19 protein-coding genes, 1 tRNA gene and 1 other RNA gene are annotated in these 23,789 nt (G+C 70.3%); 12 read left to right on the top strand and 9 right to left on the bottom strand.

Annotation, left to right across the window (positions count from 1 at the left end):
* Nucleotides 1-88: 88 nt before the first annotated feature.
* Nucleotides 89-799, top strand: a complete 711-nt coding sequence (locus tag ACSJDX_RS12030; protein ID WP_438352907.1) for a DUF4191 family protein — start codon at nt 89-91, stop codon at nt 797-799.
* A 22-nt stretch (nt 800-821) separates the two neighbouring features.
* Here the strand turns inward: ACSJDX_RS12030 and ACSJDX_RS12025 are convergent, their stop codons facing one another.
* Nucleotides 822-1,223: an RDD family protein gene (locus ACSJDX_RS12025; protein WP_438352906.1), complete on the bottom strand. Its 402-nt coding sequence runs from the start codon at nt 1,221-1,223 to the stop codon at nt 822-824.
* 125 nt (nt 1,224-1,348) lie between these two features.
* On the opposite strand from ACSJDX_RS12025, the gene glnA reads away from it, so the two are divergent.
* Nucleotides 1,349-2,773: a type I glutamate--ammonia ligase gene (gene glnA / locus ACSJDX_RS12020; RefSeq protein WP_438352905.1), complete on the top strand. Its 1,425-nt coding sequence runs from the start codon at nt 1,349-1,351 to the stop codon at nt 2,771-2,773.
* 138 nt (nt 2,774-2,911) lie between these two features.
* Here glnA and ACSJDX_RS12015 read toward each other — a convergent pair whose 3' ends face one another.
* The 3 genes from ACSJDX_RS12015 to ACSJDX_RS12005 all read right to left on the bottom strand — a co-directional run bounded on the left by ACSJDX_RS12015 (nt 2,912) and on the right by ACSJDX_RS12005 (nt 7,525).
* A complete protein-coding gene (locus ACSJDX_RS12015; RefSeq protein WP_438352904.1) occupies nt 2,912-5,914 on the bottom strand; it encodes a bifunctional [glutamine synthetase] adenylyltransferase/[glutamine synthetase]-adenylyl-L-tyrosine phosphorylase in 3,003 nt (1,000 codons plus the stop codon).
* Between the two features lie 7 nt (nt 5,915-5,921).
* Complete coding sequence (locus tag ACSJDX_RS12010; RefSeq protein WP_438352903.1) at nt 5,922-7,259, bottom strand: glutamine synthetase family protein; 1,338 nt, start codon at nt 7,257-7,259, stop codon at nt 5,922-5,924.
* Nucleotides 7,260-7,339: 80 nt separating this feature from the next.
* Entirely contained in the window at nt 7,340-7,525 is a 186-nt protein-coding gene (locus tag ACSJDX_RS12005) for an SPOR domain-containing protein (RefSeq protein ID WP_438352902.1), read from the bottom strand.
* A gap of 80 nt (nt 7,526-7,605) precedes the next feature.
* On the opposite strand from ACSJDX_RS12005, the gene ppgK reads away from it, so the two are divergent.
* Nucleotides 7,606-8,361 carry a polyphosphate--glucose phosphotransferase gene (gene ppgK / locus ACSJDX_RS12000; protein ID WP_438352901.1) on the top strand — a complete coding sequence of 252 codons (756 nt, stop codon included), beginning with the start codon at nt 7,606-7,608 and terminating at the stop codon, nt 8,359-8,361.
* A 41-nt stretch (nt 8,362-8,402) separates the two neighbouring features.
* On the opposite strand, the gene rnpB is transcribed toward ppgK, so the two are convergent.
* An RNA gene (gene rnpB / locus ACSJDX_RS11995) (RNase P RNA component class A) lies at nt 8,403-8,775 on the bottom strand.
* A 160-nt stretch (nt 8,776-8,935) separates the two neighbouring features.
* On the opposite strand from rnpB, the gene ACSJDX_RS11990 reads away from it, so the two are divergent.
* Both ACSJDX_RS11990 and ACSJDX_RS11985 read left to right on the top strand, forming a co-directional pair.
* The gene (locus ACSJDX_RS11990; RefSeq protein WP_438352900.1) at nt 8,936-9,604 is read left to right on the top strand and encodes an LPXTG cell wall anchor domain-containing protein; all 669 of its coding nucleotides are present in this window, start codon (nt 8,936-8,938) and stop codon (nt 9,602-9,604) included.
* Nucleotides 9,601-11,367 (top strand): DUF4012 domain-containing protein, encoded by a 1,767-nt coding sequence (locus tag ACSJDX_RS11985; RefSeq protein ID WP_438352899.1) that lies wholly within the window; start codon nt 9,601-9,603, stop codon nt 11,365-11,367. The genes ACSJDX_RS11990 and ACSJDX_RS11985 overlap by 4 nt, the downstream gene beginning before the upstream one ends.
* Before the next feature lies 1 nt (nt 11,368).
* Here the strand turns inward: ACSJDX_RS11985 and ACSJDX_RS11980 are convergent, their stop codons facing one another.
* The 3 genes from ACSJDX_RS11980 to ACSJDX_RS11970 are packed head-to-tail and all read right to left on the bottom strand — an operon-like array spanning nt 11,369 to nt 14,260.
* On the bottom strand, nt 11,369-13,111 hold the full coding sequence (locus tag ACSJDX_RS11980) for a bifunctional 3'-5' exonuclease/DNA polymerase (protein ID WP_438352898.1): 1,743 nt from the start codon (nt 13,109-13,111) through the stop codon (nt 11,369-11,371).
* Nucleotides 13,086-13,532 carry a reverse transcriptase-like protein gene (locus ACSJDX_RS11975; RefSeq protein ID WP_438352897.1) on the bottom strand — a complete coding sequence of 149 codons (447 nt, stop codon included), beginning with the start codon at nt 13,530-13,532 and terminating at the stop codon, nt 13,086-13,088. Before ACSJDX_RS11975 ends, ACSJDX_RS11980 begins: the two co-directional genes overlap by 26 nt.
* Nucleotides 13,529-14,260, bottom strand: a complete 732-nt coding sequence (locus ACSJDX_RS11970; protein ID WP_438352896.1) for a zinc ribbon domain-containing protein — start codon at nt 14,258-14,260, stop codon at nt 13,529-13,531. Before ACSJDX_RS11970 ends, ACSJDX_RS11975 begins: the two co-directional genes overlap by 4 nt.
* Nucleotides 14,261-14,340: 80 nt before the next feature.
* Between ACSJDX_RS11970 and ACSJDX_RS11965 the strand changes: the two genes are divergently transcribed.
* Nucleotides 14,341-15,849, top strand: a complete 1,509-nt coding sequence (locus ACSJDX_RS11965; protein ID WP_438352895.1) for an amino acid permease — start codon at nt 14,341-14,343, stop codon at nt 15,847-15,849.
* Between the two features lie 15 nt (nt 15,850-15,864).
* On the opposite strand, the gene ACSJDX_RS11960 is transcribed toward ACSJDX_RS11965, so the two are convergent.
* Nucleotides 15,865-15,937, bottom strand: a tRNA-Val gene (locus ACSJDX_RS11960).
* Between the two features lie 162 nt (nt 15,938-16,099).
* Between ACSJDX_RS11960 and aceE the strand changes: the two genes are divergently transcribed.
* From aceE to ACSJDX_RS11930, 6 genes are all read left to right on the top strand, one after another.
* Nucleotides 16,100-18,841 carry a pyruvate dehydrogenase (acetyl-transferring), homodimeric type gene (gene aceE / locus ACSJDX_RS11955; RefSeq protein WP_438352894.1) on the top strand — a complete coding sequence of 914 codons (2,742 nt, stop codon included), beginning with the start codon at nt 16,100-16,102 and terminating at the stop codon, nt 18,839-18,841.
* 29 nt (nt 18,842-18,870) lie between these two features.
* Nucleotides 18,871-20,073: a PucR family transcriptional regulator gene (locus tag ACSJDX_RS11950; RefSeq protein ID WP_438352893.1), complete on the top strand. Its 1,203-nt coding sequence runs from the start codon at nt 18,871-18,873 to the stop codon at nt 20,071-20,073.
* A gap of 75 nt (nt 20,074-20,148) precedes the next feature.
* Complete coding sequence (locus ACSJDX_RS11945) at nt 20,149-21,063, top strand: ACP S-malonyltransferase (protein ID WP_438354979.1); 915 nt, start codon at nt 20,149-20,151, stop codon at nt 21,061-21,063.
* Nucleotides 21,060-22,061: a beta-ketoacyl-ACP synthase III gene (locus ACSJDX_RS11940; protein ID WP_438352892.1), complete on the top strand. Its 1,002-nt coding sequence runs from the start codon at nt 21,060-21,062 to the stop codon at nt 22,059-22,061. The genes ACSJDX_RS11945 and ACSJDX_RS11940 overlap by 4 nt, the downstream gene beginning before the upstream one ends.
* Before the next feature lie 76 nt (nt 22,062-22,137).
* Complete coding sequence (locus ACSJDX_RS11935) at nt 22,138-22,383, top strand: acyl carrier protein (RefSeq protein ID WP_438352891.1); 246 nt, start codon at nt 22,138-22,140, stop codon at nt 22,381-22,383.
* 68 nt (nt 22,384-22,451) lie between these two features.
* Nucleotides 22,452-23,693, top strand: a complete 1,242-nt coding sequence (locus tag ACSJDX_RS11930; RefSeq protein ID WP_438352890.1) for a beta-ketoacyl-[acyl-carrier-protein] synthase family protein — start codon at nt 22,452-22,454, stop codon at nt 23,691-23,693.
* Nucleotides 23,694-23,789: the final 96 nt, after the last annotated feature.

Here is a 23,789-nt window from a genome sequence, read left to right as displayed (position 1 = left end):
CGTGGGTGGACTGTGGATGGTTCGCCCCCTCTGTTCGCCTGTGGAGGAGCGGACGGGTTCGGGGAGGCGGGAAAGGTAGTCTGGATCCATGGCAGCACGCACCACCGCGCCCGAGAAGCGCCCTGGATTCTTCTCCCAGCTCCGCACGCTCTTCACCTTCACGAAGGACGCGTATCCGTGGCTGCCGTGGCTGCTGATCGGCATCGTCGTGCTCGGCGTCGGCATCGGCGTGGTCGTCGGCCTGCTGCTGCCGCCGGTCGCGATCTGGAGCGTCATCCTCTGGGGTGTCACCGGTCTGCTGCTGGGCATCCTCGGCGCGCTCATGACGACCACGCGACTGTCGACGAGCGCAATGTACAAGAAGATCGAGGGCATGCCGGGAGCCGCGGGCCACGTCATGAGCACGTCGCTTGGGCGCAAGTGGCAGTCCGGCGACATGCCGGTCGGCGTCAACCCGAAGACGCAGGAGGCCGTCTACCGTGCGATCGGTCGCGGCGGCGTCGTGATCGTGGGCGAGGGGGCTCGAGGACGGCTCACCCGACTGGTGAACGAGGAGCGCTCGAAGGCGCAGCGTGTGGCCAGCGGCGTGCCGGTGACGGTGCTCTACATCGGCCACGGCGAGGGCGAAGTGCCGATTGCGAAGCTGTCCTCGACGATCAAGGCCATCCCGAACGCGATCGACCGCACCACGATGGCCGCGGTCATCAAGCGCGTCGACTCGGTCTCGCAGTCGCTCGCGTCACTGCCGATCCCGAAGGGCATGGATCCGACCAAGGCCCGCGCGCCCCGCCCCCGCTGAGCGGGATCGGGCGCCGACGCGGTCAGGAGCGGACGAGCACCGTGCCGGCCGCCTTGTCGTGCAGGCCGCGATGGTCGGTGTCCCAGATCGCCGCGGGGATCACGAGCGCGAGCAGCACCGAACGCAGGATCGGGCGCCACAGTCCCACCCAGCCGCCCCCGAGCCGGATCAGCCGCAAGCCGACCAGGCGGTGCCCCGGGCTGCCGCCGATCGTGGGGATGAAGACGGCCTGCACGACGACGAAGATCGCGATCGTCGCGATCGAGTCGTACGCGAAGAACGCGATCGACAGCACCACCGCGCACGCCCAGTCGATCGCGACCGCACCGAGCCGGCGTCCGATGCGTGCGACACTGCCGCTTCCGGTGTCGGGAAGGCCCAGGCGTTCGCCCGGATACGATGATTCAGCAAGCGTCTCGGCCACCCCTCCAGCGTAACCGGGCAGGCGTAACATCCCGGAAACATGGGGGACACTGCCGAGCAATGCCCTCTCGATAGCGTCGAGCCGTCCGTACGCGGACGACCCGATGCCCTACCTCTGGAGTCTCCATGTTCAGTGATTCATCCGAGGTGCTGAAGTTCATCCAGGACGAGGACGTCAAGTTCCTCGACATCCGTTTCACGGATATGCCTGGTGTGCAGCAGCACTTCAACATCCCCGCGTCGACCGTCGACGAGGAGTTCTTCACCGTCGGCCAGCTCTTCGACGGCTCCTCGATCCGCGGATTCGCGAACATCCACGAATCCGACATGCAGCTCATCCCGGACGTGTCGACGGCCTACCTCGACCCGTTCCGCGAGGCGAAGACGCTCATCATGGTCTTCGACATCTACAACCCGCGCACGGGCGAGATCTACAGCAAGGACCCGCGTCAGGTCGCCAAGAAGGCGGAGAAGTACCTCGCCTCCACCGGCATCGCCGACACCGCGTTCTTCGCCCCCGAGGCGGAGTTCTACATCTTCGACGACGTGCGCTACGAGGTGAAGCAGAACGCCAGCTTCTACTCCGTCGACTCCGAGGAAGGCGCCTGGAACACCGGCCGCGCCGAAGAGGGCGGCAACCTCGCCAACAAGACCCCCTACAAGGGCGGCTACTTCCCCGTCTCCCCCGTCGACAAGACCGCCGACCTGCGCGACGACATCTCGCTCAAGCTGATCGAGGCGGGTCTGATCCTGGAGCGCGCGCACCACGAGGTGGGCACCGGCGGCCAGCAGGAGATCAACTATCGCTTCGACACGATGGTGCACGCGGCCGACGACATCCTGAAGTTCAAGTACATCGTCAAGAACGTCGCCGAGCAGTGGGGCAAGGTCGCGACCTTCATGCCCAAGCCGCTCTTCGGCGACAACGGCTCCGGCATGCACACGCACCAGTCGCTGTGGAACGACGGCAAGCCGCTCTTCTACGACGAGAAGGGCTATGGCGGCCTGTCCGACATCGCCCGCTGGTACATCGGCGGCATCCTCGCCCACGCCCCCGCCGTGCTCGCCTTCACCAACCCGACCCTCAACAGCTACCACCGTCTGGTGAAGGGCTTCGAGGCGCCGGTCAACCTGGTGTACTCGGCCGGAAACCGCTCGGCGGCCATCCGCATCCCGATCACCGGCACCAACCCGAAGGCGAAGCGCATCGAGTTCCGTGCTCCGGATGCCTCGGGCAACCCCTACCTCGCTTTCGCGGCGCAGCTGATGGCGGGCCTCGACGGCATCAAGAACCGCATCGAGCCGCACGAGCCGGTCGACAAGGACCTGTACGAGCTTCCCCCCGAGGAGGCCAAGGGCATCCCGCAGGTGCCGAACTCGCTGCAGGACTCGCTCGACGCCCTCGCGGCCGACCACGAGTTCCTCCTCGCCGGCGGCGTCTTCACGCCCGAGCTGATCGAGACCTGGATCGAGTACAAGATCGAGAACGAGATCAAGCCGCTGGCGCAGCGCCCGCACCCGTTCGAATTCGAGCTGTACTTCGGCGTCTGAGACAGCGACGTCGCGAACGGCCCCGGCACCAGCCGGGGCCGTTCGTCCTTCCGGCGACGGCGGAGGCGTCCCGTCGCTGACGGGACGCGGCCATCGTCCTGCGCGTGCGCACCGATCTTCGGCCGAGGGCGCGCCGGATCACCCGTAGAAGAGCTTCTCGAACACCCGGCGCGCACGACGCGTGGTGCCCAGGTAGTCCTCTTCGACCTGAGTCGCCGATCTCGGCCCGTACTCGAGCAGGCGGCCGATCCCGTCGAGCCGCTTGCGGTCGGCAGGGAGCACATCGCTGGTCTGTCCCGACAGCAGGGTGTTGGCCGAGCGCAGGCGACTGGCCAGCACCCAGGCCTCGCGCAGGCGTGCCGCGTGGGAGTCGGTCACGAGACCTGCATCCTCCGCGGCCTGCAGCGCGCCGAGCGTCGAGGTCGTCTGCAGGGCGGGATGGGCGTGCCCGTACTGCAGCTGCCACAGCTGCACCAGCCACTCCACGTCGCTCAGCGAGCCCGGCCCGAGCTTCAGGTGTCGAGCCGGGTCGGCCCCCTGCGGGAGCCGTTCGTTCTCCACACGGGCCTTGATGCGCTTGATCTCCCGCAGACCCTGCACGTCGACGGAGGGCGGAAAGCGCACCTGATCGGCGAGTGCTTCGAACGCGTCGATGAGCTTCACGCTGCCGGCGACGCCCCGCGCGCGCAGCAGCGCCTGCGCCTCCCACGACAGCGACCAGCGACGGTAGTACTCGGTGTACGACTCGAGCGACCGCGCGAGCGGTCCGGTGCGCCCCTCGGGACGCAGATCGGCGTCGAGGTCGAGGGGGACGCGATGATCCTCCGACAGCCGGCGGAGCTCGGCGACCAGCTTGAGCGCGAGCTCCTGGGCGCGCTGCGGGTCGACGCCGTTCGCCCGGTAGACGTACATCACGTCCGCGTCCGAGCCGAACCCCAGTTCGCGTCCGCCGAAGCGACCCATCGCGATCACCGAGAAGTCGAGCTCCGCGTCCTCCGGCGGGACGACCTCGCGTCGCACGGCCCGCAGCGTCGCCTGGATCGACACGTCGGTGATCGTGGTGAGCGCGTCGGAGACGTCCTCGATCGTGAGCAGTCCGAGGACGGCCCCCATCGCCGTGCGCAGGAGCTCGCGCCGACGCAGCGCGCGCACCGAGCGCATCGCATCGTCGAGATGGTCGTGTCGCGACTGGATCGCCCGCGCCTCGGCCTGCAGTGCGACGCCCGTGCGCGGGGCGAGCTGCTCGTCGGCGTCGAGCCAGGCGACGGACTCGGGGATCCACTCCATCAGCTCGCCGATGTACCGCGAGCCCGACAGCACCCGGGTCAGGTTCTCTGCGGCCGCGGACGAATCGCGCAGCATCCGCAGGAACCATGGAGTGTCCCCCAGGCGCTCGCTGATGCGCCGGAAGGCGATCAGCCCGTAGTCGGGGTCGGCGCCGTCGGCGAACCAGCGCAGCATGACGGGCATGAGGTGGCGCTGGATGGTCGACTTGCGGCTGAGCCCGTTCGTGAGGGCGGCGATATGACGCAGGGCGCCCACAGGGTCGGCGAAGCCGATCGCCGCGAGCCGGTCGTGCGCCTGCTCGGTCGAGAGGGCGCGCTCCTCCGCCGGCAGTGCGGCGACCGCCGACAGCAGCGGCCGGTAGAAGAGCCGGACATGGATGTCGCGCACCTCGCGCTTCACCGTCTCCCACACGCTCCACACACCGTCGCCGGTCTCGGCCAGGCCCGACGCGCGCGCGAGCACCCGAAGCTCCTCCGGTTGCGCCGGCATCAGGTGCGTACGGGAGAGTCCGCGCAGCTGCAGACGATGCTCGAGCAACCGCAGCATCCGATAGTCGCGGGCGAACGCGGCGGCATCGGCGCGGCCGATGTACCCCTCGGCGACGAGGGCCTCCAGCGCGGCCAGGGTGCCGCGCTGCCGGATCTGCTCGTCGCTCAGACCGTGCACGAGCTGCAGGAGCTGAACGGTGAACTCGATGTCCCGGATGCCTCCGGGCCCGAGTTTCAGCTGGTATGGGACGTCCTTGGCCGGAATGTGCTCGGTGACCCGTTCCCGCATGCGCTGCACGTTGTCGACGAAGTTCTCCCGTGCGGCGCTCGTCCACACCTTCGGCTGCACGGCGGCGACGTACTCCGCTCCCAGTGCCATGTCGCCGGCGATCGGGCGGGCCTTCAGGAGCGCCTGGAACTCCCACCCCTTCGCCCAGCGGTCGTAGTACGACAGGTGAGAGTCGAGGGTGCGCACCAGAGCGCCCTGCTTGCCCTCGGGGCGCAGGTTGGCATCCACCTCCCACAGCGGCGGCTCGACCTCGAACCCGGAGATGCCGCGCATCGTCTGCACGGCCAGCCTCGTGGCGATGTCGATGGCGCGGCTCTCGCCCAGCGCGTCCTCGGCGCCTTTTCGGACGCCGCCGACGAAGATCACGTCGACGTCACTGACGTAGTTGAGCTCGCGCGCGCCTGTCTTGCCCATGCCGACGATCGCGAGCCGGGTCGCGGCGACCTCTGCGCGGGGGAAGAGTCCCGCTCCGGCGATCCCGGCGGAGACGCGCGTGCGGGCGACGCTCAGCGACGCCTCCAGGGCGGCCCCCGCCGCATCCGCCAGCCGTGCCGCCACCTCGGGAAGCACCTCCACCGGATCGGTGCTCAGCAGGTCGTACACGGCGATGCGGGCGAGCAGTCGGCGATAACGCACCCGCAGGGCGACCCACGACGCCTCTCCCCCGTCGGCGGCGAACCCGCCGTCATCGCCGACCGCTTCCAGGAGAGAACGGCGCATCTCGTCGGGGGCCGGCAGCGCGGCATCCGCTCCGACCAGTTCTGCCAGCTCGCCGGGATGCCGGAGGTAGAAGTCGGCGAATCCATTCGACGCGCCCAGCACCGCCCACGCTCCACGACGTGCGACCGGGTCGCCGAGCACGATGCGCACGGGGCCCGCATCGCGCCGCGCCACCCGGGTGAGCGCGGTCAGCGCCGCATCGGGATCGGACGCGATCGAGGCATCCCCCGTGATCTGCACGCGATCGAGCCCGAGGAGCGTTTCGAGCTCGGTGAGCTGCTCGTCGGCCTCGGCCAGCCGACTGAACCCGCGACGGGCGAGCTCGGTCAGCGAGGAACTGCGCTCGGTGCCCGTCATGGCGGGCTCAGAGCATCTCGAGGTTGCTCTTCAGCTCGAACGGCGTGACCTGTGAGCGGTACTCCTGCCACTCCTTGCGCTTGTTGAGCAGGACGTAGTTGAAGACCTGCTCGCCGAGCGTCTCGGCCACCAGCTCCGACTCCTGCATGTACTCGAGGGCGTGATCGAGGCTCGCCGGCAGTGGAGCGTAGCCGAGCGCGCGGCGCTCGGCGTCGGTGAGCGACCACACGTTGTCTTCGGCCTCGGGAGGCAGCTCGTAGCCTTCCTCGATCCCCTTCAGACCCGCCGCGAGCATCAGCGCATAGGCGAGGTAGGGGTTGGCGGCCGAATCGAGGGCGCGGTACTCGACGCGGGAGGACTGTCCCTTGTTGGGCTTGTACAGGGGCACGCGCACGAGAGCGGACCGGTTGTTGTGACCCCAGCAGATGAAGCTGGGTGCCTCGTCACCGCCCCACAGCCGCTTGTAGGAGTTCACGAACTGGTTCGTGACGGCCGAGATCTCGTTCGCGTGCCGCAGCAGGCCGGCGATGAACTGGCGGCCGACCTTGGACAGCTGGTACTGCGCGCCCTCCTCGTAGAACGCGTTCATGTCGCCTTCGAACAGCGACATGTGCGTGTGCATGCCGCTTCCGGGCTTCCCGCTCAGCGGCTTCGGCATGAACGTCGCGTAGACGCCCTGCTCGATCGCCACCTCTTTGATCACGGTGCGGAACGTCATGATGTTGTCGGCGGTGGCCAGGGCGTCCGCATAGCGCAGATCGATCTCGTTCTGGCCCGGTCCGCCCTCGTGGTGGCTGTACTCGACCGAGATGCCGAGGTCCTCCAGCATCCGGACCGACCGGCGACGGAAGTCGTGAGCCGTGCCGCCGGGCACGTTGTCGAAGTACCCCGCCGAGTCGACGGGCTCGGGCCCCTCGGGGCCGACCGCCGAAGACTTCAGCAGGTAGAACTCGATCTCGGGGTGGGTGTAGAAGGTGAACCCGGCGTCGCCGGCCTTCGCCAGCGCGCGCTTGAGGACGTGGCGCGGGTCGGCCACGGCGGGCTCGCCGTCGGGCGTGGTGATGTCGCAGAACATCCGCGCCGTGGGGTCGATCTCGCCGCGCCACGGCAGCGTTTGGAACGTCGTGGGATCGGGGTGGGCGAGCAGGTCCGATTCGAACGAGCGGCTCAGCCCCTCGATCGCCGACCCGTCGAAGCCGAGCCCCTCGGTGAAGGCGCCCTCCACCTCGGCCGGCGCGATCGCCACCGATTTGAGTGTGCCGATCACGTCGGTGAACCAGAGCCGGACGAACTTGACTCCCCGCTCCTCGATCGTGCGCAGAACGAAATCCCGCTGCTTGTCCATCGAATCCCCTCAGAACCGCCGTACGACCAGCTCAGACTACTGGTCGCGCCGATGCGCCCGGACGGGCCGGGCACCGTCGGTCAGTCGTCTTCGCGTGCGTCTTCCTCGGCCCAGGCGCGCGAGCGCTCGCGCGCGATCTCCGGTGCCCGGGCGGCTTCCTCGGCGGTGTCGAACGGGCCGGCGCGATCGATCGCGGGCGACTCGAATCCGTGCTCGACGGCCCCGGTCGCGAAGTTGTACCAGTACTTCTCGTTCTCGCTGGACACACTGACTCCCTCGGTCTGTGCGACCCCACGGCCGCACTCTCCGATCCTAACGAGCGCGCCCCGCTGGATAGGCTGAGGACATGGCATCGAAGACGGCGGTCGGCATCGACATCGGCGGGACGGGCATCAAGGGTGCGCTCGTCGATCTGGACAAGGGCGAGCTGCTCACCGACCGCGTCAAGGTCGCCACTCCCCAGGGCGCAGAGCCGCAGGACGTGCTCGACGCGGTGAAGGAGGTCTTCGCCCGGCTCGAGGTCACCGACACCTCCGTGCCGCTGGGCGTGGCGTTCCCCGCGATCGTGAAGAACGGGCGCACGCTGTCCGCCGCGAACGTGTCGAAGAAGTGGGTCGACTTCGAGGCCGAGAAGTTCTTCGAGGACGGGCTGGGGCGCGGCATCCACTTCGCCAATGACGCCGACGTGGCCGGCATCGCCGAAGTGCGCTACGGCGCCGCGCGCGGCAAGGACGGGCTGGTGCTGCTGACGACCCTCGGCACCGGGATCGGGTCGGCACTGCTGTACGACGGGGTGCTGATCCCGAACACCGAGCTCGGGCACCTCCAGCGCGCGGAGAAGAAGAAGGATGCCGAGTTCTACGCGGCGTACTCGGCGATGGAGCGCGAGGAACTCGACTGGAAGGCATGGGCCGAGCGGCTGCAGTGGTACTACGACCACCTGGAACTGCTGTTCAGCCCTGATCTGTTCATCGTCGGCGGCGGAGTGTCGAAGCACGCCGACGACTTCCTGCCGCTCCTGAAGCTGCGCACGCCCATCGTTCCGGCCGTGCATCGCAACAACGCGGGCATCATCGGCGCCGCGGCGCTCGCGCTGGGCTGAGCACGGCGTCTCCGCGACGCATCGCGGAGACGTCGAGAGGGCGAATGGGCCGGCCTGTACGCCGGGTTCTGTCCGGGGGCGTGAGCCCCGTGGACGGTCATCTCTCTCGGCGACACGTTGCCGTGCCGCTCCAGCGGCCTACCCGAGGACTCGGCGAGCCGCGTCAGCATCCTCTGTCTGGCCTTGCTCCGGGCGAGGTTTGCCGTGCGGGCCGTGTCACCACGACCCCGGTGGTCTCTTACACCGCCGTTTCACCCTTACCCGACACCTCTCGGCGCAGGCGGTCTGTTCTCTGTGGCACTGTCTCGCGGATCACTCCGGGTGGGTGTTACCCACCGCCCTGCCCTGTGGAGCCCGGACGTTCCTCGGCGCGCGACGGCGAACCGTGCGCGACGCGACCGTCCAGCCGACCCATTCGCGGCGTCGAGTCTACCTCCGCGGTGAGGCCGCCATCCGACCCCGAGTGCACACGCCGCGGGATTGCCGGGTGCAAATCGAGGTTCTTCCGCTATACTCAGCACCGCCGACGCTCCACTGGGGAGTGAGCTCGGCAAAGCCTGGGGAGGCTGCAACAATGCTGCGCCGTATTTCTGCGATTCTGGGGATCGCCGTTCTGACCACGTTCGCCGTGCCGTCCGCCGCCATGGCGGCGGAGAGCACCGACTACACGCCCGACACCGTCGTCTCCGCGACGCTCGCCGGATCGACCGCCGTCGCCACGTGCGTGGCGGATGCCGCCTACATCGACTTCTCGGTCAGCCTCACCGATCCGAGCAATGTGGCGACGAACCACACCGCCACTCTCGTGATGACGGACGGGACCAGCTCCGTGGAGATCCCGCTGGGCGCGCTGCAGAACAATCAGCTGTCCGGTCGCGTGCTGTGGCCCGGTGCCTCCGTGGGTGCCGACGGCCGGGGCAACGGCTGGCCGGGCTGGGCCTTCCAGAACGGTCAGTGGGTCGAGACCGCCGGCAACTACGCCTGGACGCGCGGCCGGATCAGCGCGGAGATCCGCGTGAACCCGACCCTCGCGGTGCCGCTGTCGTACCCGCCTGCCACGCCGCAGTGCCTCACCGACCCGGCGGGCTTCACGGCCTCGACGGCATCGGCCGGGACGCTCACAGCGCTGCCGGTCACCGGTGCGAGCGCGCTCATCGTCCCGATCAGCATCGCGGGCATCCTCGTCGTGCTGACCGGCCTGGTCATGCTGATCGTGCGCCGCCGTGCGCACGTGGATCAGTGACCGGGCGCACCCGCGCCGTCCGTCCGCTCCGCATCCGCACCGTCGTCCTCCTGACGACTGTCGCGCTCGCACTCCTCGTGGCCGCCGTCGCGTGGGTCGGAGTGCGCGGGGTGCTCGCGGCGCGGGAGCTGCAGTCGGCCATCCCGTTGGCCGACCGCCTGCAGACGGCCGTGACGACCGGCGACGCCGCGACGGCCACGGCGGTCGCGAGTGAGATCGACGCCCACGCCCAGCGCGCGGCCGACCTCACCGCAGACCCGATCTGGCGCGCCTCCGAGCTCATCCCCGGCGCCGGACCGAACCTCGCGGCCGTGCGCGTCGCCGCGACGGCGCTGCACACCCTCGGCGGCGAGGTCGTGACCCCGCTCGCGGCGGTCGTCACCGGCGGGACCGCCGGTGAGGGAGTGGACGTCGCGGCGCTGACCAGGGCGCAGGCCCCGCTGGAGGCCGCCTCCACCGCCCTCGGCCGCGTCTCCGCTGACCTCGCACAGCTGCCGACTGCGGCTCTCCTGCCGCCCCTGCGCGACGGCGTCGTCAAGCTCGGGGACACCGTCACCGCCGCCGACCGTCTGCTGGCACCCCTGTCGCGTGCCGCGACGGTGCTGCCCGGCATCCTCGGTGCCGACGGCCCGAAGACGATCCTCCTCATGGTCCAGAACAACGCCGAGCTGCGCACGGGGGGCGGGATCAGCGGCACGTTCGCCGAGCTGCACGCCGACCACGGCGTCGTCACGATGACGGCCCAGGCCGACTCGTCGCAGTTCCCCGCACTGTCCGCGCCCATCGCTCCCGTCCCCGACTCCTTGTCGGTGCTGTACGGCGACATCGCCGGTCGCTTCGTCCAGGACTCCACCGTTTCCGCGGACTTCGCGCTGACCGGCCGGCTGGCGGCGGCGTGGTGGTCCTCCCACACGGGAACCGCTCCCGACGCGGTGCTGTCGATCGATCCGGTCGTGCTGCAGTCGCTGGTCGCCGCGACCGGTCCGATCGCCCTCGCCGACGGAACGCAGATCACGGCGGACGATCTCGTGCAGAAGCTCCTCATCGACCCGTACCTGACGATGACCTCCGACCAGCAGACGGCCTACTTCGCCGAGGCCACCGGCGCCGTGGTGTCACGGGTCTTCGGCGGTGGGCTCGATCCGCTCACGTGGGCGCGCGCCCTGGCGCAGCCGATCGAGCAGGGGCACATCTCGATCTGGAGCGCCGATCCCGCCGCGCAGGCGGCGCTCGAGCAGACGCCGCTCGGCGGTCCTGCCGCGCGACAGCGACAGGCCGGCGGGGACGCGTACGCGGTATACCTCAACGACGCGACCGGCGGCAAGCTCGACAGCTTCATGACCACCTCCCTCTCCTCGGGCGTCGCCTCGTGCCGCGCGGACGGCCGACGCGAGGTCGTCGTCTCGGTCACGCTGACCAGCACCGTGCCCGCCGACGCCGAACAGCGCTTCCCGGGCAGCATGACCGGCGACGGCCGCTACCACGTCGCGATCGGCGACATCGGGATGGTCGTGTCGGTGTCGGCCCCGCCCGGCTCCTACTTCGGCGGCGTGCGCAAGGACGGCACCCCGCTCGCGGGCGTCGACGGCGAGGACGCCGGCTTCCCGGTCTCGCTCGCACGCATCAACCTGCAGCCCGGCGAGACCAACACGCTGGAGTTCCGCTTCGTCACCGACCGCACCGACGCGTTCACGCCCGTCCTGCTGCACACTCCCCTGCTGACCGCCCCCGAGGTCACCGCCGTCGATCCGGTGTGCGGCTGAGTCAACCGTCCTTGTCGGCGGTCCGGGCGATCCGCAGATCGAGCCGGAAGTCCAGGGGGAAGTCCCCGAACAGCAGTCGAGTGGCGGATGCCGCGGCCGCACGCACCGCGTCGGCGGCGTCGTCGGCGCGCTCGACGGGGGTGTGCACGACGATCTCGTCGTGCAGGTAGAACGCGAGGTGCGGGCGGCGCGCGAAGACAGGACCGGACGCGGGGGCGGCGGATGCCTCGTCGACCGGCGCGATCGCGGCGAGCCGGCCGCGCAGATCCGCCATCCAGGCGAGCGCCCACTCGGCTGCCGTCCCCTGCACGACGAAGTTGCGGGTGAACCGGCCGCGGTCGCGCGCCCACCGGCGTGCGCGGACTTCGTCCGCCTCCGTCGCCTCCGGATCGCCGGCCCGGGACTGCGCCTCGTGCCACGCCTCCGAGGGCGGGGGCGAGGACCGGCCCAGCAGGGTGGACACGACCCCGCCGTCCTCCCCCGTGCGCGCCGCGTCGTCCACGAGCGCCATCGCGCGCGGGAACGTGCGCCGCAGACGGGGCAGCAGCCGACCGCTGTCGCCGGTGGTGGCCCCGTACATCGCCCCGAGCATCGCGATCTTCGCCTCCGCGCGAGTGGCGACGGCGCCGCTGGCCACCACGCCTTCGTACAGATCGCGGCCGCGCGCGGCATCCGCCAGCGCCGTGTCGCGCGCCATCGCGGCGAGGACCCGGGGTTCGAGCTGCGCGACATCCGCCACGACCAGCAGCCAGCCCGGATCGGCGCGGACCGCCGGGCGCAGCTGACGGGGCACCTGCAGTGCTCCCCCGCCGGTCGACGCCCACCGCCCCGTCACCACGCCGGCCGGGAGGTACACCGGCCGGAATCGCCCGTCGCGCACCCACTCGTCCAGCCACGCCCAGCCGTTGGCCGTGTACAGGCGCGAGAGACGCTTGTACTCCAGCAGCGGCGCGACGACCGGATGCCGCTGCTCGGCCAGTTCCCATCGACTGGTCGACTCCACCGCGACCCCGGCGCGGTGCAGGGCGCGCAGCAGCTTGGGCTGCGAGTCGAGGCTGAGTCCGGGGTCGCCGAGCGCGCTGCGCACCTGATCCGCCGTCTCGGCCAGGCGCGGCGGGGTGCCTCCGCCGACCGGGAGGTCGCCGAGCTCGGCGGTGAGCAGATCGCGATGCACCGCGACATCCCAGGGGACACCCGCCGCGCGAAGCTCCGCCGCGACGAGCGCGCCCGCGGACTCGGCGGCCAGCAGGAGCTGCAGCGCACCCGGTGCGGCGGAGCCGGCCACAGCCGCGCGCTGTCGGCCGAACTCGGCGAGGAGGGCATCCGCGTCGGTGGGGAGCACGGCGGGTCCGGGCCCGGCGTCGAGGTCGAACAGCGTCGGAATGTCCGCGCGGGGGTCGACGAGCGGGCTGCGGTCCCAGGCGGTCGCGGCGCGCAGCTGCGCGGCATCCGTCACCGCGGCCGAATCGCGCAGCACCGCGTGGCACAGGCGCAGGTCGTGGCACCGGGCGACACGCACGCCCTCCGCGAGGAGCGCGGGGTACCAGAGGGTGGTGTCGGCCCACACCCACCTCGCCCCGGCGCTCTCGTGCCGGGCAATCCATGCCGTGCGCTCGCCCGCCGCGATCCACTCCCGTCCGCGTTCGGCCCCGAGGGCGTCGAGGACGACCGCGACCGCGGCGTCGCCCTCGCGGCCCAGGACGATCCAGGCGGCGGGCTCAGTCTGCGCGGTCACCGCCGACATCCCGCCGGAAGCTCTCCCGCCGGTCCATCGCGGCGTTGGCCGCCGCATCCGCCCGCGCGTTCTGCGCCCTCGGCACCCATTCGAACGACACGGGACGCCCGGCGATGACCGCGTGCGCGCGATCGGCGAGCACGCGCATGTCGGGATGCCTCACCTTCCACCGTCCGGTCATCTGCTCGACGACGAGCTTCGAGTCCATGCGCACCAGGACGGCGGCGTCCGGATGCCTCCGCCACGCCGCTTCGAGGCCCGCGATCAGACCGCTGTACTCGGCGACGTTGTTGCTCGCGACCCCCACGTACACGCCGACCTCGTCGAGGACCGCTCCCGAGGCCGCGTCGATCACGACCGCCCCGCCGGCGGCGACACCGGGGTTGCCGCGCGATCCGCCGTCGGCTTCGACGACGAGGCGCGGCGTCACAGGCCGGACTCCTCCGTGCGCACCAGGATGCATCCGCACTCCGGGCATGTGACCACGGTGTCCTCCGCGGCCTGGCGCAGCTGCTGGAGGTCGGTGCCCGCGAGCACCATGCGGCAGCCGCCGCACGTGCGCGCGGTCAGCAGCGCCGCCCCTGCACTGCGGGTGACGATCCGGTCGTAAAGGGCGAGCAGGTCGGCCGGCACCGTCTCGGCGACGGCGGCGCGATCGCGGGCGGATGCCTCGATCACCGCGTCCGCCTCGGCGATGACGCGGCGGGCCTCGGCGCTGAGAGCGGCCCCTTCGTCGTTCGTCGTGGCGATGAGCGCCTCCTGTTCGGCGACCGCGGCGTCCGCGGCCTCAAGCCGCTCCATCACCTCGAGCTCGCCGTCCTCCAGGTCGCTCTTGCGGCGGGCGAGCGAGGCCAGCTCGCTTTCGAGCCCCTGCGCCTCTTTGACGTTGCTGGAGGCGGCCAGGCGCTCGGCGTCGCGCGTGCGGCGGGCGTCGACGAGGGCGACGTCGGATTCGATACGGGCGAGCTCGGTGCGCAGATCGTCGCGCGCGCCGAGTCGGGTGGACAGCTCGTGAGACAGCTCGGCGCGGCGCGCGACGAGCTCCTTGACCCGGGCGGCCTGCGGCGGATTTCCGCGGGTGTGCTCGGCCCGGCGGATGCGGGCGTCGAGGTCGGCGACGTCGACGAGACGACGCTGGTCTGCGGGGCTGGCGTTCACGCCTCCAACCTACCCCGCCCCCGCGAGGGCGTTCGGGCGGGGACTACCATGCTGAGGATGCCGTCGACGAGGAGGTCACCGTGAGCCTGATGCGTACGAAGTCCGTCGAGCAGTCCATCGCCGATACCGACGAACCGGAGTTCCGACTCAAGCGGTCGCTCACCGCTCTGGATCTGACGATCTTCGGTGTCGGCGTGGTGATCGGCGCGGGGATCTTCACCCTCACCGGGCGGGCGGCGCATGACGTGGCGGGCCCTGCGATCGTGATCAGCTTCGCGGTGGCGGCCATCGCGTGCGCGCTGGCGGCGATGTGCTACGCCGAGTTCGCCTCGACGGTGCCCGTGTCCGGATCGGCGTACACGTTCTCCTACGCCTCCCTCGGCGAGCTGTTCGCCTGGATCATCGGCTGGGATCTGATCCTCGAGATGTTCCTCGGGGCGAGCGTGGTGGCGCAGGGGTGGAGCGCGTACCTGAAGGTGTTCCTCGGGCAGCTCGGCATCGTCCTGCCCGACGGCATCAGTCACGGCGGCGCGGTCGACGTGGTCGCGATCGTGTTCGTCCTGGTGCTGGGCGCCCTCATGACGCTGGGCATCAAGGAGTCGATGCGCGTGAACCTCGTGCTGGTCGCCCTCAAGCTCTTCATCGTGCTGTTCGTCATCGTGGCCGGCATCGGCTTCATCAACCCGGCCAACTACGCGCCCTTCGTCCCCGACGCAGTGCCCACGGAGTCCGCCACGGGGTTTCATCAGCCGCTCATCCAGTTCCTCTTCGGGCTCCCTCCCGCGACCTACGGCGTCGGAGGCATCCTGGCGGGCGCCGCCCTGGTGTTCTTCGCCTACATCGGCTTCGACGTCGTGGCGACCACCGCCGAGGAGACCAAGAACCCGCAGAAGGCGCTGCCGATCGGCATCATCGCCTCGCTGGTGATCTGCACGCTGCTGTACTGCGCGGTGGCGCTCGTGGTGACGGGCATGGTCTCGTACGACCAGCTCGACCCGTCGGCGGCGCTGGCGGCGGCGTTCGCGTACCACGGTCAGTCGTGGATGGCCACGATCATCGCGGCGGGCGCGGTGGCGGGTCTGACGACCGTCGTGCTCACGCTCATGATCGGCGCGACGCGCATCATCTTCGCGATGTCGCGCGACGCCCTCCTCCCCCGTGGCCTCGCCCGCGTTCACCCGAAGCTGCGCACGCCGTGGATCATCTCGATCCTGGTCACCGTGGTGGTGGCCATCGTGGCGGGCGTCACCCCCATCGGTGCGCTCGAGGAGATGGTGAACATCGGCACCCTGTCGGCGTTCGTGCTCGTCTCGGTCGCCGTGATCGTGCTGCGCCGCCAGCGGCCCGACCTGCCGCGCGGATTCCGCGTGCCGTGGAGCCCGTTCCTGCCGGCGCTGTCGGCGCTCGTGTGCGTCTACCTGATGGTGAACCTGCCCGTCGACACGTGGCTGCGGTTCCTGGTGTGGCTCGCGATCGGCTTCGTGATCTACTTCGCCTACTCGCGACGGCACGCGCGGGTGGGTCAGCCCGACTACGTCGATGTGACGAAGCCTCGGGTGGTCGCGCCGCCGAAGGACGGACGCGGCTGACAGCGACGGATGCTGTGGGCCCTGCCGGGATCGAACCGACGACATCCACGGTGTAAACGTGGCGCTCTACCAGCTGAGCTAAAGGCCCGGGGCGTCCAGTCTATGCACCCCGGGCCCGGGCATCCGCGTCGCTCCTCCCCTCCTCCGACTCGCTAGGCTTGCCGATGGTGCATCGCGCCCGCTGAACACAGCGCGCGACACATCGCATGCGTATCCCTGGCACGATCTGCCAGACGACGAAAGGTCTCCCGTGACTGTCCACGATCAGGATCCGTACTCGCAGGACTCGCTCGACAGCGATCCGGAAGAGACCAGCGAATGGCAGGAGTCGCTGCAGCAGCTCGTGGCCGCGAAGGGCCACGGACGCGGCCGCGAGATCATGCTGAGCCTGTTGAAGGCGTCGCACGATCTCCACCTGGGCGTGCCGATGGTCCCGACCACCGACTACCTCAACACGATCGCGCCGGAGAACGAGCCGGAGTTCCCCGGTGACGAGGAGATCGAGCGCCGCTACCGCGCGTGGATCCGCTGGAACGCGGCGATCACCGTGCACCGCGCGCAGCGCCCCGGCATCGGCGTCGGCGGTCACATCTCCACGTACGCCTCCTCGGCCGCGCTCTACGAGGTGGGCTTCAACCACTTCTTCCGCGGCGCCGACCACCCGTCCGGGGGCGACCAGATCTTCGTCCAGGGCCACGCCTCCCCCGGCACCTACGCCCGGGCATTCCTCGAAGGACGCCTCACCGAGGCGCAGCTCGACGGGTTCCGTCAGGAGAAGTCGGCGGCACCGAACGGGCTGCCCTCCTACCCGCACCCGCGGCTCATGCCCGACTTCTGGCAATTCCCCACGGTGTCGATGGGCCTCGGGCCGATCAACGCCATCTATCAGGCGATGACGAACAAGTACCTCGCCAATCGCGGCATCAAGGACGTCGCCGACTCGCACGTCTGGGCCTTCCTCGGCGACGGCGAGATGGACGAGGTCGAGAGCCGCGGCCAGCTGCAGGTCGCCGCCAACGAGGGTCTCGACAACCTCACGTTCGTCGTCAACGCCAACCTCCAGCGCCTCGACGGCCCGGTGCGCGGCAACGGCAAGATCGTGCAGGAGCTGGAGAGCTTCTTCCGCGGTGCCGGCTGGAACGTCATCAAGGTGATCTGGGGTCGTGAGTGGGACGACCTGCTCGCCCGTGATACCGACGGCGCGCTGCGCAACATCATGAACGTCACCCCCGACGGCGACTACCAGACGTTCAAGACCGAGAACGGCGCCTACGTGCGCGAGAACTTCTTCGGACGCGACGAGCGCGCGCTCGCCCTGGTCAAGGACTACACCGACGACCAGATCTGGAGCCTCAAGCGCGGCGGGCACGACTACCGCAAGGTGTACGCCGCCTACAAGGCCGCGATGGAGCACAAGGGCCAGCCGACCGTCATCATCGCCAAGACCATCAAGGGCTACGGTCTCGGACCGCACTTCGAGGGCCGCAATGCGACCCACCAGATGAAGAAGATGACGCTCGACGACCTCAAGCAGTTCCGCGACAGCATGCACATCCCGATCACGGATGCGCAGCTGGAGGAGAACCCCTACCAGCCGCCGTACTTCAACCCCGGCCCGCAGGACGAGGCGATCCAGTACCTCCACGAGCGCCGCCGCGCGCTCGGCGGCTACGTGCCGGAGCGCCGCTCGACGCACGTCGGACTGCAGCTCCCCGACGACAGCGCCTACGCACTCCCGAAGAAGGGCTCGGGCACGCAGGAGATCGCCACCACGATGGCCTTCGTCCGGCTCCTGAAGGACCTCCTGCGGGCGAAGGACTTCGGCCACCGCATCGTGCCGATCATCCCCGACGAGGCGCGCACGTTCGGCATGGACGCGTTCTTCCCGTCGGCGAAGATCTACAACCCGAACGGTCAGCACTACACCTCGGTGGACCGCGACCTGCTGCTCGCCTACAAGGAGAGCCCGCAGGGTCAGATCGTGCACGTCGGCATCAACGAGGCGGGCGCCATGGCGGCGTTCACCGGGATCGGCACGTCGTACGCCACGCACGGCGAGCCGCTCATCCCGGTGTACGTCTTCTACTCGATGTTCGGCTTCCAGCGCACCGGCGACGCCCAGTGGGCCGCGGGCGACCAGATGGCGCGCGGATTCATCGTGGGAGCCACCGCCGGGCGCACCACGCTCACCGGCGAGGGCCTGCAGCACGCCGACGGGCACTCGCACCTGCTGGCCGCCACCAACCCCGCCACGGTCTCCTACGATCCGGCCTACGGGTACGAGATCGCGCACATCGTGCGCTCCGGCATCGAGCGCATGTACGGCACGGATGCTGCCGGCAACGCGCACCCCGACCCGAACGTCATGTACTACCTCACCGTGTACAACGAGCCGATCGTGCAGCCCGCCGAGCCCGAGGACGTGGACGTCGACGGCATCGTGCGCGGCATCCACCGCATCTCCGTCTCGCACGGAGACGGCCCGCGCGCCCAGCTGTTCGCGTCGGGCGTCGGCGTGCCGTGGGCCCTGGAGGCGCAGCAGCTCCTCCGCGACGACTGGGGCGTCCAGGCGGACGTCTGGTCGGTCACCTCGTGGACCGAGCTGCGCCGCGACGGACTGGCCGCCGACGAGCACAACTTCCTGCACCCCGATCAGGAGCGTCGCACGGCGTACCTGACCGAGAAGATCAAGGACGTGCCCGGACCGGTCGTGGCCGTGAGCGACTTCATGCAGGCGGTGCAGGACCAGATCCGTCCGTGGATCCCGAACAACTACGCGACGCTCGGCGCCGACGGGTTCGGCTTCTCCGACACGCGCGCCGCCGCGCGCCGCTTCTTCAAGATCGACGGCCCGTCGGTGGTCGTGCGCACCCTGCAGGCGTTGGCCGACGAGGGCGCCGTCGATCGCGACCTCGCCCGCCAGGCGATCGAGAAGTACCGGCTGCACGACGTCAACGCCGGGACGAGCGGCAATGCGGGCGGCGAGAGCTGACCCGCTCCATGCCGTCCGGCTCCGCCCCGATGGACAAGACCGAGACGCTCGCCTATCTGCGACGTATCTCGGGCGATCTCGCGACGGCGACCACGACGCGACTCGAGGACTCGCTGCCCTGGTACGCCGAGATGCCGCCGGCCCGACGCTCCGCCGTCGGGCTGGTGGCGCAGGCCGGCATCACCTCGTTCATCCAGTGGTACGACGATCCGAACTCGACCCCGTGGATCGCGGCCGACGTGTTCCTGGCGGCGCCCCGCGAGCTGCTGCGCAGCGTCAGCCTGACGCAGACGCTGCAGCTCATCCGGGCCACCGTCGAGGTGACCGAGGAGCGGCTGCAGGGCAAGAGCGAGGATCTGCGCGAGGCGATCCTGCTGTACTCCCGTGAGGTGGCGTTCGCCGCGGCCGACGTGTACGCGCGCGCCGCCGAGGCGCGCGGACTGTGGGATGCGCGCCTCGAGGCGCTCGTGGTCGACTCGATCCTCACGGGCGAGGCCGACGAGGAGCTGCCCAGCCGTATCGCGGCCCTCGGGTGGCACGGCCATGGCGAGGTGTCGGTGCTCGTGGGCACCACGCCGCCGCAGTTCGACGTCGATCAGCTGCGACGCACCGCGCGCAAGCTCGGGGTGGACGTGCTCATCGGGGTGCAGGGGTCGCGACTGGTGCTGGTGGTCGGGCGTTCGCAGTCGTCCGGGCGCGATGAACTCGAACCCGAGCTGCCGTTCCCCGAGATCGCCCGACGCCTGGAGCCGGGATTCGGCAGCGGGTACCTCGTGCTCGGCCCCGCCGTGCCCGCACTCGTGGATGCGAGCCAGAGCGCCCGTGCCGCGCTGGCGGGGTTCGCGGTCGCCCGCGCCTGGCGCAACGCCCCGCGTCCGGTGGAGGCCGACGACCTGCTGCCCGAACGCGCCCTGGCCGGCGATCCGCTGGCCAAGCAGACGCTCGTCGAACGCATCTACCGCCCGTTGCAGGCGCACAGCACCGATCTGGTGGCGACCCTCTGGAGCTACCTCGACAACGGTCGCTCGCTGGAGGCGACCGCCCGCGAGCTGTTCGTGCACCCGAACACGGTGCGCTACCGCCTCAAGCGCGTCTCGGACGTGATCGGGTGGGATGCCACGGGGCCGCGGGAGGCGCTCATCCTGCAGACCGCCCTCATCCTGGGTTCCACCGGCTCGGATCAGAGCAGGCGGCGCGCCCCTGCGCGTCGCGTTGCCCGCGAACATGTATGACGGATACAAAGGCATCGCGGATTCTTGTGCCGTGATCGCCAGAAATTACTCGGACTTCCTTGGAAGGATGGAATGGTGATCATCGCGGTCTTCCCCGGTCAGGGCTCTCAGTCCCCCGGGTTCCTCGTTCCCTGGCTCGAGGCCGACGGCGCACGCGAGCGGCTCGAGCGCTACTCGGAGTGGTCGGGCGTCGATCTCGTCGCTGCGGGGACGGAGTGGGACGCCGACCGCATCCGTGACACGCAGGTCGCGCAGCCCCTCATCGTCGCCGCCGGTCTGCTGTCGTGGAATGCGCTCCCCTCGCGGGACGGCGTGACCGGCGTGGCCGGGCACTCGGTGGGCGAGTTCGCCGCCGCTGCGGCGGCCGGCATCCTGACCGAAGAGGACGCGCTGCGGCTCGTCGGCATCCGCGGGCGTGCGATGGCCGAGGCCGCAGCTGCGGCCGAGACCGGGATGGCCGCCGTCATCGGCGGTGATCAGGACGCCGTCGTGGCGCGGCTGACGGAGCTCGACCTCACCCCCGCCAACTACAACGGCGGTGGCCAGCTGGTGGCTGCCGGTGCCGCGGACGCGCTGACGGCACTGGCCGCTGAGCCGGTCGCCGGCACGCGGGTGATCCCGCTCTCGGTCGCCGGCGCGTTCCACACGCGATTCATGGAGCCCGCCGTCGAGACGCTGCGCTCCGCCGCCGCCGAGGTGTCTCCACAGCACCCCTCGATCACTGTGTGGACCAACAGCGACGGGACGACGGTGGACGACGGCGGGCGCTACCGCGACCTGCTCGTCTCGCAGGTGGCGTCGCCCGTGCGATGGGACCTCTGCATGGCCTCGTTCGCCGACCACGGCGTCACCGGGCTGGTCGAGCTGGCCCCCGCGGGCACGCTGGTCGGACTCGCCAAGCGCGCGCTGCGCGGGGTGCCGGCCGTCGCCGTGAAGACCCCCGATGACGTGGTCGCCGCGTCGACCCTGATCTCCGGAGGCTCCGAATGACCGCCACGCTCACCCAGGCGCAGGGCGCCGCCCACACCCGCATCCTCTCGTACGGCGCGGCGCGCGGCGAGAACGCCGTGACCAACGACGAGCTGGTCGGTCCGATCGATTCCAGCGACGAATGGATCCGCCAGCGCACCGGCATCATCACGCGCATGCGCGCCCGTCCCGAGACCGACGCCATCGACCTCGCCACCGACGCGGCCCGGGAGGCCATCGAGAAGTCGGGGATCGAGGCATCCGCCATCGACGCGGTCATCGTCGCCACGATCAGCAATCCGAAGCAGACGCCGTCGGTGTCGGCCATCGTCGCCGACCGCGTGGGATCCAACCCCGCCGCCGCATACGACCTCAACGCGGCGTGCGCCGGTTTCGCGTACGGCGTGGCACAGGCCGACGCGCTCATCCGCGCCGGTGCCGCGCACTACGCGCTCGTGATCGGCACGGAGAAGCTCAGCGACGTGGTCGACCCGACCGACCGCAGCATCTCGTTCCTCCTCGGCGACGGCGCGGGAGCCGTCGTGGTCGGACCCAGCGACACGCCCGGCATCGGGCCTACCGTATGGGGCTCCGACGGGTCGAAGGCCGACGCGGTCGGCATGAACGGGACCCTCACGCAGTTCCGAGACGGCGAGGTGCCGTGGCCGACGCTGCGCCAGGAGGGTCCGACGGTGTTCCGCTGGGCCGTCTGGGAGATGGTGAAGGTCGCGCGTCAGGCACTGGATGCCGCGGGTGTCCAGGCATCCGATCTCGCCGCCTTCGTCCCCCACCAGGCGAACATGCGCATCATCGACGAGTTCGCCAAGCAGCTCGGACTGCCCGAGAGCGTGGTCGTCGGCCGTGACATCGAGACCACCGGCAACACGTCCGCCGCGTCGATCCCGCTCGCCACGCACCGGCTGCTCGCCGAGCACCCCGAGCTGAGCGGGGGTCTCGCGCTGCAGATCGGCTTCGGCGCCGGCCTCGTGTTCGGCGCGCAGGTCGTCGTCCTTCCCTGACCGGCGACCCCCGCGACCCTAAACTGAACGTCGGCCCGGCCCCCGGGTCCGCGCCCCCGAAGAAACAGGAGACATCATGGCATTCACCAACGACGAGGTCCTCGCGGGCCTGGCCGAGCTCATCACCGACGAGACCGGCATCTCGGCCGACGAGGTCGCCCTCGGCAAGTCGTTCACCGACGACCTCGACATCGACTCGATCTCGATGATGACGATCGTCGTCAACGCCGAGGAGAAGTTCGGCGTCACGATTCCCGACGACGAGGTCAAGAACCTCAAGACCGTCGGCGACGCGGTCACCTTCATCACCTCGAACCAGTAAGCACCCGCTCCGGTGGGGGTGGCCCCGACGGGACCACCCCCCACCGGGTCAACGGAGGATCCACCCACATGAGCAGCACCTCTCGCATCGTCGTCACCGGAATCGGAGCGTCGTCGCCCATCGGCGGCACCGCACCCGAGAGCTGGGCCGCGCTGTTGGACGGCGCGTCCGGCGCCCGCACGCTCGAATACGACTGGGTCGAGCAGTACAACCTCCCGGTGACGTTCGCGGCGCAGGCCGCCGTGCGTCCCGACACCGTCCTGGAGCGTCCGGTCGCCAAGCGGCTCGACCCATCGGCGCAGTTCGCTCTCGTCGCCGCGAAGGAGGCCTGGGAGGACGCCGGGGCACCCGACGTCGCCCCCGAGCGCCTCGGCGTCGACTTCTCCACCGGCATCGGCGGGCTGTGGACGCTGCTGGATGCCTGGGACACCCTGCGCGAGAAGGGTCCGCGTCGCGTCCTTCCGATGACGGTGCCCATGCTGATGCCCAACGCCGCCGCCGGCAACCTCTCGCTGCACTTCGGCGCCCGCGCCTACGCGCGCACCGTCGCCAGCGCGTGCGCCTCCAGCACCGAGGCCATCGTCAACGCCGTCGAGCACATCCGCGCCGGCTACGCCGACGTGGTGATCGCCGGGGGCACCGAGTCGGCGATCCACCCCATCACGATGGCGTCGTTCGCGTCGATGCGGGCGCTCTCGCGCCGCAACGACGACCCGGCGACCGCATCGCGCCCCGGCAGCATCGACCGCGACGGCTTCGTCATGGGCGAGGGCGCAGGTGCTCTCATCCTCGAGACCGAGGAGCACGCGAAGGCGCGCGGCGCGAAGATCTACGCCGTCGTCGCGGGCGGAGGCGTCACCGCCGACTCGTACCACATCACCGCCAACGACCCCGAGGGTCTCGGGGCGGAGCGCGCCGTCAAGATGGCGCTGGAGATGGCCGGCGTCTCCCCCGACGACGTCACGCACATCAACGCGCACGCCACCTCCACGCCCGTGGGCGACCCCAACGAGTACGTTGCCCTGAAGAGCGTGTTCGGGGACCGCATCGACGAGATCCCCGTCTCGGCCACGAAGGCCTCCACCGGGCACCTGCTCGGCGGCACCGGCGCGCTCGAGGCGATCTTCACGGTGCTCGCCCTCCGCGACCGGATCGCTCCGCCGACCATCAACATCACCGAACAGGACCCGGCGGTGCCCTTCCGCATCTCCGGCTCCGCGCAGCCGCTCGGCGACGGCCCGCAGTTCGCGATCAGCAACTCGTTCGGGTTCGGCGGCCACAACGCCGTCGCGGCCTTCGCCTCGGTCTGATCCGCAGACACGAAGACGCCCCCGGGATCTCCCGGGGGCGTCTTCGTATCGGGCGGGGATTCGTCTCCCCAGCAGTCAGGATTCCCGCCTCCGACC

The sequence above is a fragment of the Microbacterium fluminis genome, assembly GCF_051549805.1.
Classification (GTDB): domain Bacteria; phylum Actinomycetota; class Actinomycetes; order Actinomycetales; family Microbacteriaceae; genus Microbacterium.
Note: the sequence above shows the minus strand (reverse complement) of the source record. Positions and strands in the feature narration are given on the sequence as shown.

Excerpts from the sequence above, each read along its gene's own strand:
- glnA (WP_438352905.1), top strand. The coding sequence starts at position 1,349 with ATGTTCAGTGATTCATCCGAGGTGCTGAAGTTCATCCAGGACGAGGAC.
- ACSJDX_RS11990 (WP_438352900.1), top strand. The coding sequence starts at position 8,936 with ATGCTGCGCCGTATTTCTGCGATTCTGGGGATCGCCGTTCTGACCACG.
- ACSJDX_RS11980 (WP_438352898.1), bottom strand. The coding sequence starts at position 13,111 with ATGTCGGCGGTGACCGCGCAGACTGAGCCCGCCGCCTGGATCGTCCTG.
- ACSJDX_RS12010 (WP_438352903.1), bottom strand. The coding sequence starts at position 7,259 with ATGGACAAGCAGCGGGATTTCGTTCTGCGCACGATCGAGGAGCGGGGA.
- ACSJDX_RS11935 (WP_438352891.1), top strand. The coding sequence starts at position 22,138 with ATGGCATTCACCAACGACGAGGTCCTCGCGGGCCTGGCCGAGCTCATC.
- ACSJDX_RS12030 (WP_438352907.1), top strand. The coding sequence starts at position 89 with ATGGCAGCACGCACCACCGCGCCCGAGAAGCGCCCTGGATTCTTCTCC.
- ACSJDX_RS11950 (WP_438352893.1), top strand. The coding sequence starts at position 18,871 with ATGGACAAGACCGAGACGCTCGCCTATCTGCGACGTATCTCGGGCGAT.
- ACSJDX_RS11940 (WP_438352892.1), top strand. The coding sequence starts at position 21,060 with ATGACCGCCACGCTCACCCAGGCGCAGGGCGCCGCCCACACCCGCATC.
- ACSJDX_RS11930 (WP_438352890.1), top strand. The coding sequence starts at position 22,452 with ATGAGCAGCACCTCTCGCATCGTCGTCACCGGAATCGGAGCGTCGTCG.
- ACSJDX_RS12015 (WP_438352904.1), bottom strand. The coding sequence starts at position 5,914 with ATGACGGGCACCGAGCGCAGTTCCTCGCTGACCGAGCTCGCCCGTCGC.
- ppgK (WP_438352901.1), top strand. The coding sequence starts at position 7,606 with ATGGCATCGAAGACGGCGGTCGGCATCGACATCGGCGGGACGGGCATC.